The organism is Streptomyces sp. A0642, from assembly GCF_004795105.1.
In the GTDB taxonomy this organism is placed as follows: Bacteria; Actinomycetota; Actinomycetes; order Streptomycetales; family Streptomycetaceae; genus Streptomyces.
The window spans coordinates 46,279-60,362 of sequence record NZ_SSBL01000036.1 but is presented as its reverse complement, the minus strand read 5'-3'; the positions used below and the strand labels follow the sequence as shown (position 1 = coordinate 60,362).

The window sequence follows — 14,084 nt, the reverse complement described above, 5'->3', positions numbered from 1 at the left end:
AACCCGGAAGCTAAGCCTTTCAGCGCCGATGGTACTGCAGGGGGGACCCTGTGGGAGAGTAGGACGCCGCCGAACTCCTTTTGATAGTTAAGCCCCGTGCCCTTGTGGCACGGGGCTTTTCTGCGTTTACAGGGCTTTCTCAGCCCGCGGTGACCAGGTGGGTGTCGTACGCCAGGATGACCGCCTGTACACGATCCCGGGCTCCTGTTTTCGCGAGGATGCGGGAGACATGGGTCTTCACGGTTGATTCGGCCACGTGGAAGCGTTCGGCGATCTCCGAGTTGGTCCAGCCGCGGCCGATGACGGTGAGGATCTCCCGTTCCCGGTCGGTGAGCTTCGCGATGCGTGCGTCGGGGGTCGCAGGTCCGCCGGGGGTGGCCGGCAGGTGCTGTACGTAAGCGTCGAGGAGGCGGCGGGTCAGGCTCGGGGCGACCACCGCGTCGCCTGAGGCCACGGCGCGGATTCCGGAGAGGAGCTCCTCCGGGAGCGCGTCCTTGATCAGGAAGCCGCTGGCGCCGGCGCGCAGCCCGTCGTACGCATAGCGGTCCAGGTCGAACGTGGTGATGATGAGGACGCGCGTGCGGGAGCCGGTCCTGATGATGCGGCGGGTTGCCTCGATGCCGTCGAGAAGAGGCATGCGGATGTCCATCAGGGCGACGTCCGGCTGGTGTTGGGCGACGAGCTGAAGGGCCTCGTGGCCGTTGGCGGCTTCCCCGACCACCGTCATGTCGTCCTGGCTCTCCAGCAGCATGCGGAACCCGAAGCGTTGCATTGGCTGGTCGTCCGCGATGAGCACGGTCGTCACGAGGGGGAGTCCTCCAGGGGGAGTCGGAGCCGCACCTGCCAGCCCGTGGCGGTGGGCGGCCGGCCGGCTTCGAGTGTGCCGTCGTACAGGGAGGCGCGTTCACGCATGCCCGTGATGCCCTGACCGGTGCCGTCGGGTGCACCGGCGGTGGGGCGGGGGGTGCCGTTGTCCGTGATCAGGACCTCCAGTTCTGTCGGACGGTACGTCAGGGAGACGTCGGCGGCCAGGGGGTGGTGGGTGCCGGCGTGCTTGAGCGTGTTGGTGAGTGCCTCCTGCACCACTCGGTACACCGTCAGTTGCCTGCCGGGGGTGAGGGGGGCGGCTGGTGGCGTGCCGTGGCGGTGGAGGCGTACCGGGAGGCCTGCGCCGCGCACGCCCTGGAGCAGGGCGTCGATGTCGTCCAGTGTGGGCTGCGGTGCTCGGTCCGCCGGGTCCGGTTGGTCGCGCAGGACGCCCAGCAGGCGGCGGAGTTCGTCGAGGGCCTGGCGGCTCGTGGTGCCGATGGCGTCCAGGGCCTGCGCGGCCCGTTCCGGGTTCTTGGCCGCGGCATAGGCACCGCCGTCCGCGAGGCCCGTGATGACGGAGAGGTGGTGACCGACGATGTCGTGCATCTCCCGGGCTATCCGGGTCCGTTCGGCGGCCGCCGCCAGTCGGGCCTGCTGGTCGCGTTCGCGTTCGAGACGGTCGGCCCGGTCGACGAGGGCTTCGGTGTATTCCTTGCGCGTACGCACCAGGATGCCCGCGAGGGCGGCGAACGCGAGCGCGTACAGGTGGGGGACGACGATCCGGTCCCAGTCGGCGGGGAAGCGAACCGAGCCGACGACGAGCGGGGCGAGGACGAGCGCGCCCGACCGGGCCAGAGTGCGCACCGGCTGCTTGACCGCGATGTTGAAGACGACGATCTCCTGGAGGAAGGCGGCCTGGATGACGGCCCCCGTCCACACGTTGACCAGGGAGAACGGCGCCATGAACAGCAGCACCGCCAGCGGGTGGCTGCGGCGCCACAGGAGTGGGGCGGAGAACGCCACGCTCATCGCCAGGACCAGCGCGGCCGGCACGTCCCGGTCGACGGCCACCGTGCGCCAGCCCCCGGACGAGACGTCGAGGACGGCGAACAGTACCCAGAACGTGGTGAGCAGTCCGTCCCGGACGAGGGGGCGGCGACGGTCGAACGCGCGGACGCGCTGGAGCAGGCGCTGGATGGGACCGGTGAGCGGGAAAACCCCCGGCGGCCGGTGTGTGTCGTCGTCCGTCACTCGCCCATCCTCGCGTGCGGTCCCGGGTGCGTCATGCGTCGCGGCGTCGCAGGAGCGCGGCCGCGGCGATCAGTGTGGCGGCCGCCCACAGGACGAGGGCGATCAGGGCCCCGCCGGTGGAGGCGGCGTCGGGGAGCGGTGTCGCGGAACCCAGCACGCCCGCCGCCTGGGTGGGGAAGTAGCGGACGGCGGTCTCGACGGTGTTGTACGGGAGCATGGTGAGCACCTCCGGCAGGACCATGACGCCTCCGATGAAGGCGCCGATCGCACCCGGGACCGAGCGGAGCAGGGCGCCGAGACCGAGGGCGACGAGGCTGAGGAGGGTGGCTCCGACGGCGTTGCCCGCCACCGCCCGGAGGATGCCCGGGTCGGTGAGGGAGGCGGCCTGGTCCGTGTCGTGGAGGAAGAACTGCGCGACGGTGAACGTGAGGAGCGAGGCGGTCAGCAGGACGCCGAGAACGGTGGTGGCGAAGACGGCTGCCTTGGCCCACAGGACCGGCAGGCGTTGCGGGACCGCGGTCAGCGACGCACGGATCAGGCCCGTGGAGTACTCGCCCGCCGTGACGAGGATGCCCAGGACCACCGTGCAGAGCGTGCCGAGGGTGGTGCCGTAGAGGACCAGGACGACGGTGTCGACGTCCGAGTCGCCGCCGTCGGACGTGTAGGTGGTGCCCATGACGATGCCGACGGCGAGGATCAGCGCGGCGGCGGAGCCCAGGGTGATCCAGCTGGAGCGCAGGGTGCGGAGCTTGTGCCACTCGGAGCGCAGCACCCGGGCCGGGGTGACGCGGTAGGGGTGCGGGGTGGGTGTCGTGGTGGTCATGCGGCGGCTCCGGCCGGTTGGTGGGCGGCGACCCGGTACTCGACCGAGTCCTGGGTGAGGTCCATGAAGGCCTGCTCCAGCGAGGCCGCGAGCGGGGTGAGTTCGTACAGCGGGATGGCGTGGGCGGCGGCTACGCGTCCGATGTGGGCGGAGTCCGTGCCGCGGATCTCCAACGCCTCCCGGTCGTGCGCGCCCGAGATGTCGATGCCGGGGCCGCGCAGGAGGTCGCGCAGGGCGGACGACTGGGGGGTGACGACCTTGACCGCGCCGCCTCCTGCCCTGGTGACGAAGTCCGCGACCGTCGTGTCGGCGAGGAGCCGGCCGCGTCCGATGATGACCAGGTGCTCGGCGGTGACGGCCATTTCGCTCATCAGGTGGGAGGAGACGAAGACCGTGCGGCCCTGGGCCGCGAGGGATTTCAGCAGGTTGCGGATCCAGAGCACGCCTTCCGGGTCGAGGCCGTTGACCGGCTCGTCGAGGATCAGGGTGGCGGGGTCTCCGAGCAGGGCCGCGGCGATGCCGAGCCGCTGGCCCATGCCGAGGGAGAAGCCCTTGACCCGTTTTCCGGCTACGGCGGTGAGCCCGGCCAGGTCGAGGACGTGCTCGACGCGGCTGCGCGGGATGCCGTGGGTGTGGGCGAGCGCCATCAGGTGGTGGAAGGCGGTGCGGCCGGGGTGGACGGAGCGGGCCTCCAGCAAGGCGCCGACCTCGGTGAGGGGCGCGCTGTGGGTGGCGTACGCGCGTCCGCCGACCGTGGAGCGGCCGCGGGTGGGGGCGTCCAGGCCGAGGAGCATGCGCATGGTGGTCGATTTGCCGGCGCCGTTCGGGCCGAGGAAGCCGGTGACGGTGCCGGGGCGGACCGTGAAGTCGAGGTCCTGGACGACGGTGGTGTGGCCGTAGCGTTTGGTGAGTTCGTATGCCCTGATCATGCGGTCGACGCTACGGAGCGGGCGGCGGTCGGGCGTCCGACCGGGGGCGGGACGTGGCGGCGGGCGTAGTACCGGGGTACGACGCCGCGTACGCCGGGACTTCCGGTCCCGAATGCGATTGCGCGGGGGCGGGGGCGCAGGTCAGGATCGGTGGCATGGACTACGTGATACGGGCCGTGCGGGCCGGCGAGTGGCGGTCGGCGAAGGAACTCAGGCTGGCGGCGTTGCGGGATCCGGCCGCTCCGGTGGCGTTCCTGGAGACGTACGGGCAGGCCCTGGAGCGGTCCGACGACTTCTGGCGGGAGCGGACGGCCGGTGCGTCGGAGGAAGGCGAGGGCCGGGTGCGGCAGTTCGTCGCCGAGGCGCCCGACGGTGGCTGGGCGGGCACGGTGACCGTGCTGGTCGAGCGGCCGGAGGACGAGGTGCGGTTCGGTGAGGCGGCGGCGGTGCCGCAGGCGCATGTCGTCGCGGTGTTCGTACGGCCCGAGGAGCGGGGCAAGGGGCTGGCGGAGGAACTGTTCCGGGCCGGGTTGGACTGGGCGTGGTCGCTGGGTGAGCCGTTGATCGAGCGCGTACGGCTGTATGTGCACGAGGACAATCCGCGGGCCGCGGCCGTCTACCGGCGGATCGGGTTCGTGCCGACCGGGGAGAGCGTGCCGATGCCGGGCGATCCGACGGCCAGGGAACTGGAGTACGCGGTGGCGCGCCCGTAGCGCCGGGTCGGTGTACGGGCGGCCGCCGGGCCTTGCGGGGACGGCCTCGGCAGGCGGCGGTCAGAACGTTGTCGGGGTCTGGAGCTGCTGGGTCCAGCGGGCGCGGGCCTGCTCGGGGGAGCGGAGCAGGGCGACGGTCGGCAGGCCCTGTTCCTCGCCGGTCGCCAGGAGCTCCGGCAGCCGGGGCATCGGGGCCACGGCCGCGATGTCGTCGAGGACGAGTGTCAGGGGCGGGTCGAGCCGGCCGTCGGGTGACCGTGCGGCCATGCGGCGGCCGTGCTCGGCCACGTCCGAGGCGAGTGCGGTGAGCAGGGGCATCGCCCCGGGGCCGGAGCGCGGGTTCTCGATGGGTTCGCCGACCACGTAGAGGCTGCCCCCTTCGGCTGTGAAGGATTCCAGCGCGAGCGCGTCGGCGCGGTTCGGTGTGCAGGCCTCCCGGATGTGGACGGAGGACAGGGCGCCGAACGCCCGGACCGTCAGTTCCTGGGCCATTTCGCGGCGTTCGGGGTGCGCGGTGAGGGCGGATTCCAGTAGTCCGGCGAGGCCGGCGGCCGCCTTGGGGTGGGTGCGGAGCAGGCGTACCGGTTCATGGGCGCTGCCGCCGAGGGCCCAGCGGTGGACCTGGCGGAAGGGGCGGCCGTCGATGGCGGCGGCGTGCAGCCAGCACTGGAGGAGGGTCTCGGCGGTGTCGGCCGTCGCCGCGTCGATGCGGGACTGCGGGCGTACGGGGGCGAGGAGCGCGGCGGAGCGGGCGGCCGCGCGGTCGGGCTGTTCGCAGCCGGTGGTGGGGGACCAGTGGAGCCGGGCCGGGGTGTCGCAGAGGTGGCCGGGGTCGTAGACGAGGACCGGGCCGAGCTTGGCCCGGGCGTCCTTGGTCTCGGCCCAGACGCTGGGGTCGGAGGTGACGACGAGTACCGGCCCGTCCGCCTCGCGGATGGCCTGGACTGCGGTGGGCCGGCGGGTGGCCGCGGGGCCGTAGACGACGAGGGGGGTACGGGGGGAGGGGACGACGGGCGGGAGCGGAGCCGGGGCGTCCACGGGCGCGGGGGCTGCCAGGGCCCGGGTCGCGTCAGCCGGGGGATCCGAGCGGACGGGGGCCGACCGGGTCTGGGCCGGTTCCGCCGGGGCGGCCCGCTCGGTGACGGACGGGGAGGGCATGGGCTCCTGGCGGGGGCCCCGCGCCTCGTCCCCGTACTCCTGCGGGGGCCCGCTCGGCTGCTCCAGCCGGGCGTCGGCGCGTTGCCGGGCCCGTACGCCTCGCCAGCGGGCGATCACGCCCATCACGAACACCGTCAGTACCACCAGGACCATCAGTTCGCCGATGAACAGGCCCCAGAACAGCCCGTACCCGGAGAGCTCGCCGGCGGGGGTGGCCGGCCAGGCGGCCTGCAGGTCGTGCGGGGCTTCCACCAGCCGGCGCATGGCGGGCGGGGTCTCGGCGAGGGTGACGCCTTCGGGCCAGCCGCCGTGGGCGAGGAGGCCGGCGAGACCGGTGGCGGTCCAGGCCAGCAGCGTCAGCCCGAGCAGGAAGAGCAGCAGCCCGATCAGCAGCCCGTCCGGGATGCCGCCGCTGTTGCCCCCGCCGCGCACGTCGCCGCGTCCCGCACCCGTCATGTCATGCCACCGTTGACTCGGACGACTCGTTCAGCCGTTGCTGGTTCTCGATGCGTGCCGCGCGTTGCTCCGCCTCCAGTTCGGCGGCGCGTACGTCCTCCGGGAGGAGATCGACGGCGGAGGACTCGGTCATGGCGCGGTCGGTGAAGACGAGGGGGCGTTCGGCCTCGGTGATCAGGTGTTTGACGACCTGCACGTTGCCGTTGACATCCCAGACGGCGATGCCGGGGGTGAGCGTGGGGATGATCTCGACCGCCCATCGGGGCAGGCCGAGCACCCGGCCCGTGGCTCTCGCCTCGTCGGCCTTCTGGGCGTAGATCGTGCGGGTCGAGGCCATCTTCAGGATGGCCGCGGCTTCCCGTGCCGCGGCTCCGTCGACCACGTCGCTGAGGTGGTGGACGACGGCGACGAACGAGAGGCCGAGTCGTCGTCCGAACTTCAGCAGGCGCTGGAAGAGCTGGGCGACGAAGGGCGAGTTGATGATGTGCCAGGCCTCCTCGACCAGGAAGATGCGCTTCTTCCGGTCGGGCCTGATCCAGGTGTGCTCCAGCCAGACGCCGACGATCGCCATGAGGATCGGCATGGCGATGGAGTTGCGGTCGATGTGCGAGAGGTCGAAGACGATCAGCGGGGCGTCGAGGTCGATGCCGACGGACGTCGGTCCGTCGAACATGCCGCGCAGGTCGCCGTCGACGAGCCGGTCCAGGACGAGGGCGACGTCCAGGCCCCAGGCCCGTACGTCGTCTATGTCGACGTTCATCGCCTCGGCGGATTCCGGTTCCGGGTGGCGCAGCTGGTCGACGATGTCCATCAGCACGGGCTGGCGGTCGGTCGTCGTCTCGTTCACATAGGCGTGCGCGACCTTGAGGGCGAAGCCGGACCGCTCGTCGAGGCCGTGGCCCATGGCGACTTCGATGATGGTGCGCAGCAGGGCGAGCTGCCCGGTGGTGGTGATCGCGGGGTCGAGCGGGTTGAGGCGGATGCCGCCGTTGAGCGCGGAGGTGGGGTCGAGGCGAATGGGGGTCAGGCCCAGTTCCTGGGCGATGAGGTTCCATTCGCCGACGCCGTCCTCGCCCTGGGCGTCCAGGACGACGACCTGGCGGTCGCGGAAGCGGAGCTGGCGCAGCACGTACGTCTTCTCCAGCGCGGACTTGCCGTTGCCGGACTCCCCGAGCACCAGCCAGTGCGGGGCGGGGAGCTGCTGTCCGTACAGCTGGAAGGGGTCGTAGATGTAGCCCTTGCCGGAGTACACCTCGCGGCCGATGATCACGCCGGAGTCGCCGAGGCCGGGGGCGGCGGTGGGCAGGTAGACCGCCTGGGCCTGTCCGGTCGAGGTGCGGACGGGCAGCCGGGTCGTCTCCACCTTCCCGAAGAGGAAGGCGGTGAAGGCGTCCGACAACGCGGACAGCGGATCTCGCATGGCGTGACCGACCTCCCTTTCGTCTCTCTCGGTCGTGTGGCGGCTAGCGGCGGATGCCGGTGGCGAACGGCAGGGTGTTCACGAAGGCGCGGTGGTGCTCGCGGTCGCACCATTCCAGCTTCAGGTAGGACTTTCCGGCGGAGGCCCGGATCGTCCGCTTGTCGCGGGCGAGGGCCTCGGGTGAACGCGAGGACACGGTGATGTACCCCACGAGGTTGACTCCGGCCGCGCCGCTCGCGAGATCTTCACCCCGCTGGTCGAGCCGGCCGTGGGCGGCGATGTCGCGGGGGTCGACGGTGCGGTTCATCTTGGCCTGACGGCTGGCCTCGGCCTCGTCGTTGGTCTTCTCGGTGAGCATCCGCTCGATGGCGATCTCGGTGGGTTCGAGGTCCATGGTGACGGCGACCGTGCGGATCACGTCGGGGGTGTGGACGAGAAGGGGGGCGAGGAAGTTGACGCCGACGGGCGTCATCGGCCATTCCTTCACCCAGGCCGTGGAGTGGCACCAGGGTGCGCGGGTGGACGATTCGCGGGTCTTGGCCTGGAGGAACGTGGGCTCGACGGCGTCGAGTTCGGCCGGCCAGGCGTTGCGCTTCGTCATGGCCTGGATGTGGTCGATGGGGTGGTCGGGGTCGTACATCGAATGGACGAGGGAGGCCAGGCGGCTCTGCCCGAGCGGCTGGCGGACCCGGATGTCGGCTTCGGCGAGACGGGCGCAGATGTCGGTGAGCTCGCGCGCCATGACGACGGCGAGTCCGGCGTCCCGGTCGAGCTTGCGGCCGGCGTGCGGGCGGGCGGCACGGGCCATGGCGTTGGCCTCGGCGGCGAGCTCGCGGGTGAAGTGCATGCAGGCGACGAGGTAGGCGCGGTGCTGCTCGCTGGAGGTGGAGACCATGGACTGGAGCTGTTCGTACGACTCCTGCAGCCAGCCCGGGGAGGTCTTGTCGCCGCGCTGGGCGACGTCCTTGGCGTGGGCGTCCGGGTCGGCGGGCAGGGTGCGGGCCAGCATCTGGATGCGGGTGACGAAGCCGTCGCCGTTGGCCACGTGCTTGAGCAGGGTGCCGAAACGGTCGACGAGTGCTTCCTGGTCCTCGCTGTCGCGCAGCCCGACGCCGGGTCCCTCGATCTCGATGGCCGCGGTGACCGTGCGGCGGTCGGCGTGCAGCAGTACGGCGATCTCGTCGGGTCCGAAGGGGGCGGCCAGCCAGTTGATCCGGCCGATGCCGGGGGGCGGTCCGATCTCGACCTCCCGCCCGTCGGCGCTGACGCCCGCCTCCATGGCGGCGGAGCGGTAGGTCGTGCCGCGGCGCAGGGTGCGCTTGAAGCTGCGGTTGATCTCGAACCATTTGTAGAACGTGCGGTGCTTGTACGGGACGTAGACGATCGCCAGCGCGAGCAGCGGGAAGCCGGTGAGCAGCACGATCCGCAGGGAGAGGACCGGGACGAGCAGCCCGCTCATCATGCCGAGGAACGCGCCGCCGATGATCAGGGCGATCTCGCCCGTCTCGCGGTTCTTGCCGACGATCGCGTTCGGCCGGGCGCGGCCGATGAGATACGTACGGCGGGGCGCGATCGGATGGGACTGCGTGCTCAACGGCCGCCACCTCCTGTGCTCTTGTTACCTGAACTGCCTGATCCGCCGCGTGAGCCCCGGCTGCCGTGCGGGGTGCCGGACGTGGGGCCCGAACCGCTGCGGGGCGGAGGTGCGGCGGAGGGGACAGATCCGCCGCCGACCCCGCTCCCGGAGGTGCGGGAGCTGTGCGCGGCGACTCCGCCGCTGACCGGGTTGGAGGGCCGTCCGCCGCCGCTGTTGCCGCCGCCGTCCTGGCCGCCGCCGCGGCTGCTGTGGGTCTTGATGCCCTGTGAGACGAGAGCGGCCGGCGAGCTGATCATCGCGGCGGCCTGGGAGCCGTCGGTGGCCTGCTTGCGGTTGGTGCGGGCGCCCTGGATCTCGTCGCCGAAACCGGGGACGAAGCGGTAGATCATGCCGGAGGCGAAGATGGCGAGGAGGATGATCGCCAGCCCCGACACGACGGCCGAGAACGCGTCGGGCCCGTCGTCCGAGGACAGCGCGCCGGCCAGCCCGAGCACGATGACGATGACGGGCTTCACCATGATCACGGCGATCATGATGCCCGCCCAGCGGCGTACGTGGCCCCACATGTTCTTGTCGACGAGCCCGGCGTACACGGCGGTTCCGAGGAGGGCGCCGACGTAGAGCAGGGCGGCGCGGATCACGAGCTCCAGCCAGAGGATGCCTGCGGCGAGGATCGACACGAGCGAGACGACGATCAGCATGATCGGTCCGCCGCCGATGTCGGCGTCCTTCTTGAGCGCCTCGGCGAACGACCCGAAGAAGACGTCGGTCTGCCCGCCGGAGGACGACGAGATGACCTCGGTGACGCCGTCGGTGGCCGAGACGATCGTGTAGAGGATCAGCGGCGTGAACGCGGACGCGAGCACGGTGAGCCACAGGAACCCGATGGCCTCGGAGATCGCGGTGGTGAGCGGCACGCCACGGATCGCCCGCTTGGCGACGGCGAGCAGCCACAGGACGAGCGTCAGCACGGTGGAGGCGGCGAAGACGATCGCGTACTGCTGGAGGAAGCGGGTGTTGGTGAAGTCGACGTTGGCGGTGCTTTTGACGGCCTCACTGAGCTTGCCCACGATCCAGGCCGCGGCGTCGGCGCAGCCACGGCCGAGGGAGGTGAGGGGGTCCAGGGCGGGGTCGACGCTGTCGGGGAGGTCGGACTTGGGGGCGGGGTCGCCTTCGCAGTAGTCCTTGGCGAGACCCACGATCAGATCGCACGCCTCATTTCCCTTGGTCGGCGACGGCGAGGGTGAAGGCGACGGGGCTGCAGCGGCTTGTGAGGCAAGCAAGATCACCATGGCGGGCAGACTGCCCAGTGCGGTCAGGGCACGGGCGGCGGGGCGGCGGTTAGCGGGCATAGACGAAGCCTCCGTATCCCTCGACCGCGCCGGCGATTTCATCGGCAGACGAAGCCCGATTGTCACCACTGACGGGGGTAGGTCCCTGCGTCTGGCTGGACGACTCGATCTTCCAGTCATTACCGACCCACTTGAGCTTCTCCGAGATGGTGAACCAAGTCTCGGTGACGGGCTTCGTGGACCCTTGTCCGGCCATGCCTACGAGGCCGGTGCACCAGACCTCGACGGTTGCCGCGTCTCCGTTGTGGTCGATCACCTTCGTGCCCACCGGAACCGTCCGGGAGACAAACGTCAGACCGGCTGGTGCACTGCCGTCCTCGTTCAGGCCGACGTTCTTGAGGAACCCGGGGGAGTAGGCGGTGTTCAGATCAGTGACCAGCTTGTCGACGACAGACGGGTCGTGCGTGGACTGCACGATCGTCTGACGCGACGTCGGGTTGAACATGTCTGCAGAGCCAAGCGCCACCGCGAAGTTGGACGCCGCACTCTGCGCCCCCTGCTCATCGTGCGCGAACCCCGAGGGAATCTGCCCGTTCGTCCCCGTCACCGGCTTCGTCCCCGTCGCCGCAGTCGGCGCCGCGTCCGCCTTCTTGCCGTTGCCCCCCGACGCACCCTTCCCGCCGTCCCCGTCCCCGCCGCCCATGTTGGCGAACGCGATCGCTGCGAGCAGCAGGACGATCACGCCCACCACCGTGATCAGTGAGCGCGAGCTGCGGGCCGGGCGGCGGGGGCCGTAGCCGTCGCCGCCCTCGCCGTCGGGGAGGCGGGTGCGGGTCTGGCGGGTGCCGCCGAGGGTGCTGTAGCCGCCGTCGCCGGTACGCCCCGAGTCGTTGCCGTAGCCGTCGTCGTGACTCATGCCGCGTACGCCCCCTCAAGCGTTGCCTGAACCGTCTCCTTGTACGACGGTAGCCGTGCTGGTTTCCGCGCGGAGGCGGTGTGGTGACTCGTCATCAGGGAGACGCAACCTCTGCCGGTGGGCACGACGGACGGATGGTGAGGGTGGGGCGGGACCGCCCCTGGGCGTGGGCCGACGGGTGGTTAGACGGCCATCCCGTAGACGATGGTGAACACGGTGCCCAGCGATCCGATGATGAACACACCGGTCAGGCCGGCGACGATCAGTCCCTTGCCCTGTTCCGCGCTGAACGTGTCACGCAGGGCCGTCGCGCCGATGCGCTGTTTGGCCGCGCCCCAGACGGCGATGCCCAGGCAGAGCAGGATCGAGATCGCCATCACGACCTCGATCATGACGCGGGCCTCGTTGCCCAAGGTCCCGAACGGCCCCCAGTTCGGGGCGATTCCGCCGATGATGGTGGTGATGTCACCCTTCTCAGCTGCCAGGATCATGTAAGTCACCGCCCCTGTTGGGTAGTTCGACGCCCGTGCCGCACGGCACGAGTCACCCTCTATCTTCGCTGATGAAACTGCTCTCGTACGACGACTTGGCGGCTCTCTTTACCCGGATCTCGTACATATGACCGGTCTGGCCGCCCTGACCTGCGGATCGAATCGGTGTGTGAGGGATTTACGTCTGGTTACTCTGTGTATCACGGAGGGTGACGCCGGGCAATGATCGCCATCGCGCCACCCTGGCCGAGACCTGCGAGGAGGGGCGAACCGCACCCATCGGGGGAGGCCGGGCCGGTCGCGGTCAGAGGAGAGGGTGGCGGGGGACCGGGGGCCGGGGCGGGGTCCGCCAGGTCCGCGGCGGCCGGAAATCGCACCAGGAGCCGTCGAAGGGGAACGTTCCGGCCTCGGCGAGCCGGGCGACCCTGGCCCCTTCGGTCCTGATGGCCGCGGCTTCTTCCGCGGTCCAGTAGGCGGGATGGCCCGTCTTCTCGGCGAAGGACTCCTCGTCCTTCCACTGCCAGCTCCGGTCCGGGGCCACGTTGATGTCGAGCTCGTGGTCGGCGATGTCGATGTCGTCGCCGTGGTGGACGCGGCGTTCGAGGTTGACGTACCAGCCGCGGAACCTCTGTCTGCGGCCGAAGAGCCACAGCACGGAGTGCGCGGCGTCCGTCGGCTGGTAGAAGAGGGCGTTGCCCATCGGCCACCGGCCCGCGACCACGGGATAGCCCTCGGCGGGCCGCTCGTGCGGGGCGATGTCCCGCAGGTGTGTGGCGCCGCGGGGGAGAGCCGTGTGCCACATGGGGGTGCCCGACTCCATCCAGACCAGCTGGCCCGCCGGTGTCTGTTCGACGAGGCGTACGGGTACGGAGGCGCTCAGGTGGCCGCCTATGAAGAAGTTCCAGTGCAGGATCCGGCCCGGCTGGGCGGTCCCGGGGCTGCTCGTGCCGATGGTCGCACCGGCCCTCGTGATGCTGCTCGCGTCGTCCCTCTTGCCCGCTTTCATGCGATTGATCATGCCCGCGGCGAGGGCCCCGGACACGTGTCCGTACGCCCGGCCTGACCGGGCGTCAGTGGTGCGCCGCCCTCGGCCGGCTCTCAGTGGCCGCCGCGGTTCTCCACGCACGGCCCCGTCCCCGGCTGGGGTTCGGCGTAGGCGCCGTGCACCTCGATGGTGAGTTCCCGCTCCGTCGCGAGACCGGACACACACACGTCCCCCGTGTGAACGCTGTAGAACCCGTCCCCTATGTACATGCCGTGCTCCGGCCCGCAGCCGAGGTGCTTCAGCGCCGCCGTGATCCGCCGTTCGCTGACGTCGCCCTCCTTGCGGGCCTTCTCCAGCTCGTACCGGATGAGCGCGGCCGATGCCTCGCCCTTGGCGCGTTGGGCCGGGCTGAGCTCGGCCGACATGCGGTAGGCGTGGTTGTCGGCGTAGTTGGGGGGCTGGTCCTCGCCGCTTCCGCGCCGGGGTGGGGCGGTCGTGGCGGCGGCGGGGGAGGAGGACGCCGTGACCGGGGGAGCCTCGGTGGGCTGGGCGCACTTCGGCCGGGGCGTGAACGAGGGGCGCGGACTCGCCGACCGGGCCTCTTGCCGCCCGGCGTGTTCGCTGCCGCACGCGGTCGCGGTGAGGGCGAGGAGAGCGGTTGCTGCGGCTGTACGGCGAAGGTGCCGGGTGAGGGACATGGCTGGAGTCTCCGGGGCCGGGGCGGTGCAGGGCATGAGTAGGGGTACTCAGAGGCCGTCGTCGCGGCGGCCGATGCCGAGGCACCGGCCGCCGCGAGGACGGGCCGGGGTCATTCGACGGCGATCCCCCGGGCCGCCAGCACGTCGGCGTCGAAGGCGGCGCCCATACCGCAGTCCTCGACTCCCTCGATCAGCTTCAGGTTCGGCAGCAGGTCGAGGTCGTCGAGCGAACGCACGTCGAAGAGGTCGTCCTCGCCGTCCCAGACCGGGGAGCACTCCTGGTACACCTCGAGCCCGCCGTCGAGACTGAGCTCTTCGACGGTCGCCAGCAGCTCCGCGCTGATCTCCAGCGCCTCGAAGTGCTCGCGGGACTCGGCGAGGACGGTGTGGGTGAGGTCGTTGTCGTACGCGTACGTCTGCGGGTCGTCGATGCCCTTCGCCTTCAGGCAGTCGGCGATGCGGAAGGCGGGCGTGAGGGTCCCGTCGTTGTACATGAGCTGTTCGATGACGAGCAGTTTGAAGTTGAAGTCGCGGAAGGCAGGCAT

At 70.9% G+C, this 14,084-nt stretch carries 14 protein-coding genes and 1 rRNA gene; 2 read left to right on the top strand and 13 right to left on the bottom strand.

The annotated features are described in order from the left end of the window. Nucleotides 1-75, top strand: a 5S ribosomal RNA gene (gene rrf / locus E6R60_RS33680); the annotation flags it as partial. 64 nt (nucleotides 76-139) lie between these two features. Here the strand turns inward: rrf and E6R60_RS33675 are convergent. From E6R60_RS33675 to E6R60_RS33660, 4 genes are read right to left on the bottom strand one after another with little or no spacing between them, the layout of a single operon-like run. Beyond that, nucleotides 140-805, bottom strand: a complete 666-nt coding sequence (locus E6R60_RS33675) for a response regulator transcription factor (RefSeq protein WP_136330515.1) — start codon at nucleotides 803-805, stop codon at nucleotides 140-142. Next, nucleotides 802-2,061, bottom strand: coding sequence for a histidine kinase (locus E6R60_RS33670; protein ID WP_136330514.1), 1,260 nt, complete (start codon nucleotides 2,059-2,061; stop codon nucleotides 802-804). The genes E6R60_RS33675 and E6R60_RS33670 overlap by 4 nt, the downstream gene beginning before the upstream one ends. Nucleotides 2,062-2,092: 31 nt before the next feature. Continuing rightward, nucleotides 2,093-2,884 (bottom strand): ABC transporter permease, encoded by a 792-nt coding sequence (locus E6R60_RS33665; protein ID WP_136330513.1) that lies wholly within the window; start codon nucleotides 2,882-2,884, stop codon nucleotides 2,093-2,095. Beyond that, complete coding sequence (locus E6R60_RS33660; protein WP_136330512.1) at nucleotides 2,881-3,813, bottom strand: ATP-binding cassette domain-containing protein; 933 nt, start codon at nucleotides 3,811-3,813, stop codon at nucleotides 2,881-2,883. Before E6R60_RS33660 ends, E6R60_RS33665 begins: the two co-directional genes overlap by 4 nt. 155 nt (nucleotides 3,814-3,968) lie before the next feature. Between E6R60_RS33660 and E6R60_RS33655 the strand changes: the two genes are divergently transcribed. Continuing rightward, complete coding sequence (locus tag E6R60_RS33655) at nucleotides 3,969-4,526, top strand: GNAT family N-acetyltransferase (protein ID WP_136330511.1); 558 nt, start codon at nucleotides 3,969-3,971, stop codon at nucleotides 4,524-4,526. 60 nt (nucleotides 4,527-4,586) lie between these two features. Here the strand turns inward: E6R60_RS33655 and E6R60_RS33650 are convergent, their stop codons facing one another. The 9 genes from E6R60_RS33650 to E6R60_RS33610 form a co-directional block, all read right to left on the bottom strand. Beyond that, a complete protein-coding gene (locus tag E6R60_RS33650; protein ID WP_136330510.1) occupies nucleotides 4,587-6,140 on the bottom strand; it encodes a type IV secretory system conjugative DNA transfer family protein in 1,554 nt (517 codons plus the stop codon). A 1-nt stretch (nucleotide 6,141) separates the two neighbouring features. Further along, nucleotides 6,142-7,560, bottom strand: a complete 1,419-nt coding sequence (locus tag E6R60_RS33645) for an ATP-binding protein (RefSeq protein ID WP_136330509.1) — start codon at nucleotides 7,558-7,560, stop codon at nucleotides 6,142-6,144. A gap of 43 nt (nucleotides 7,561-7,603) precedes the next feature. Then, a complete protein-coding gene (locus E6R60_RS33640) occupies nucleotides 7,604-9,154 on the bottom strand; it encodes an SCO6880 family protein (protein WP_136330508.1) in 1,551 nt (516 codons plus the stop codon). After that, nucleotides 9,151-10,509 (bottom strand): hypothetical protein, encoded by a 1,359-nt coding sequence (locus tag E6R60_RS33635; protein ID WP_206309582.1) that lies wholly within the window; start codon nucleotides 10,507-10,509, stop codon nucleotides 9,151-9,153. The genes E6R60_RS33640 and E6R60_RS33635 overlap by 4 nt, the downstream gene beginning before the upstream one ends. Further along, complete coding sequence (locus E6R60_RS33630; protein WP_136330507.1) at nucleotides 10,499-11,365, bottom strand: hypothetical protein; 867 nt, start codon at nucleotides 11,363-11,365, stop codon at nucleotides 10,499-10,501. Before E6R60_RS33630 ends, E6R60_RS33635 begins: the two co-directional genes overlap by 11 nt. Nucleotides 11,366-11,547: 182 nt before the next feature. Beyond that, entirely contained in the window at nucleotides 11,548-11,856 is a 309-nt protein-coding gene (locus E6R60_RS33625) for a hypothetical protein (protein ID WP_136330506.1), read from the bottom strand. Nucleotides 11,857-12,160: 304 nt separating this feature from the next. Beyond that, complete coding sequence (locus tag E6R60_RS33620; protein ID WP_136330505.1) at nucleotides 12,161-12,862, bottom strand: DUF402 domain-containing protein; 702 nt, start codon at nucleotides 12,860-12,862, stop codon at nucleotides 12,161-12,163. Between the two features lie 92 nt (nucleotides 12,863-12,954). Continuing rightward, on the bottom strand, nucleotides 12,955-13,539 hold the full coding sequence (locus E6R60_RS37665) for a hypothetical protein (protein WP_240802792.1): 585 nt from the start codon (nucleotides 13,537-13,539) through the stop codon (nucleotides 12,955-12,957). 110 nt (nucleotides 13,540-13,649) lie between these two features. Further along, nucleotides 13,650-14,084 carry a hypothetical protein gene (locus E6R60_RS33610; RefSeq protein WP_136330504.1) on the bottom strand — a complete coding sequence of 145 codons (435 nt, stop codon included), beginning with the start codon at nucleotides 14,082-14,084 and terminating at the stop codon, nucleotides 13,650-13,652.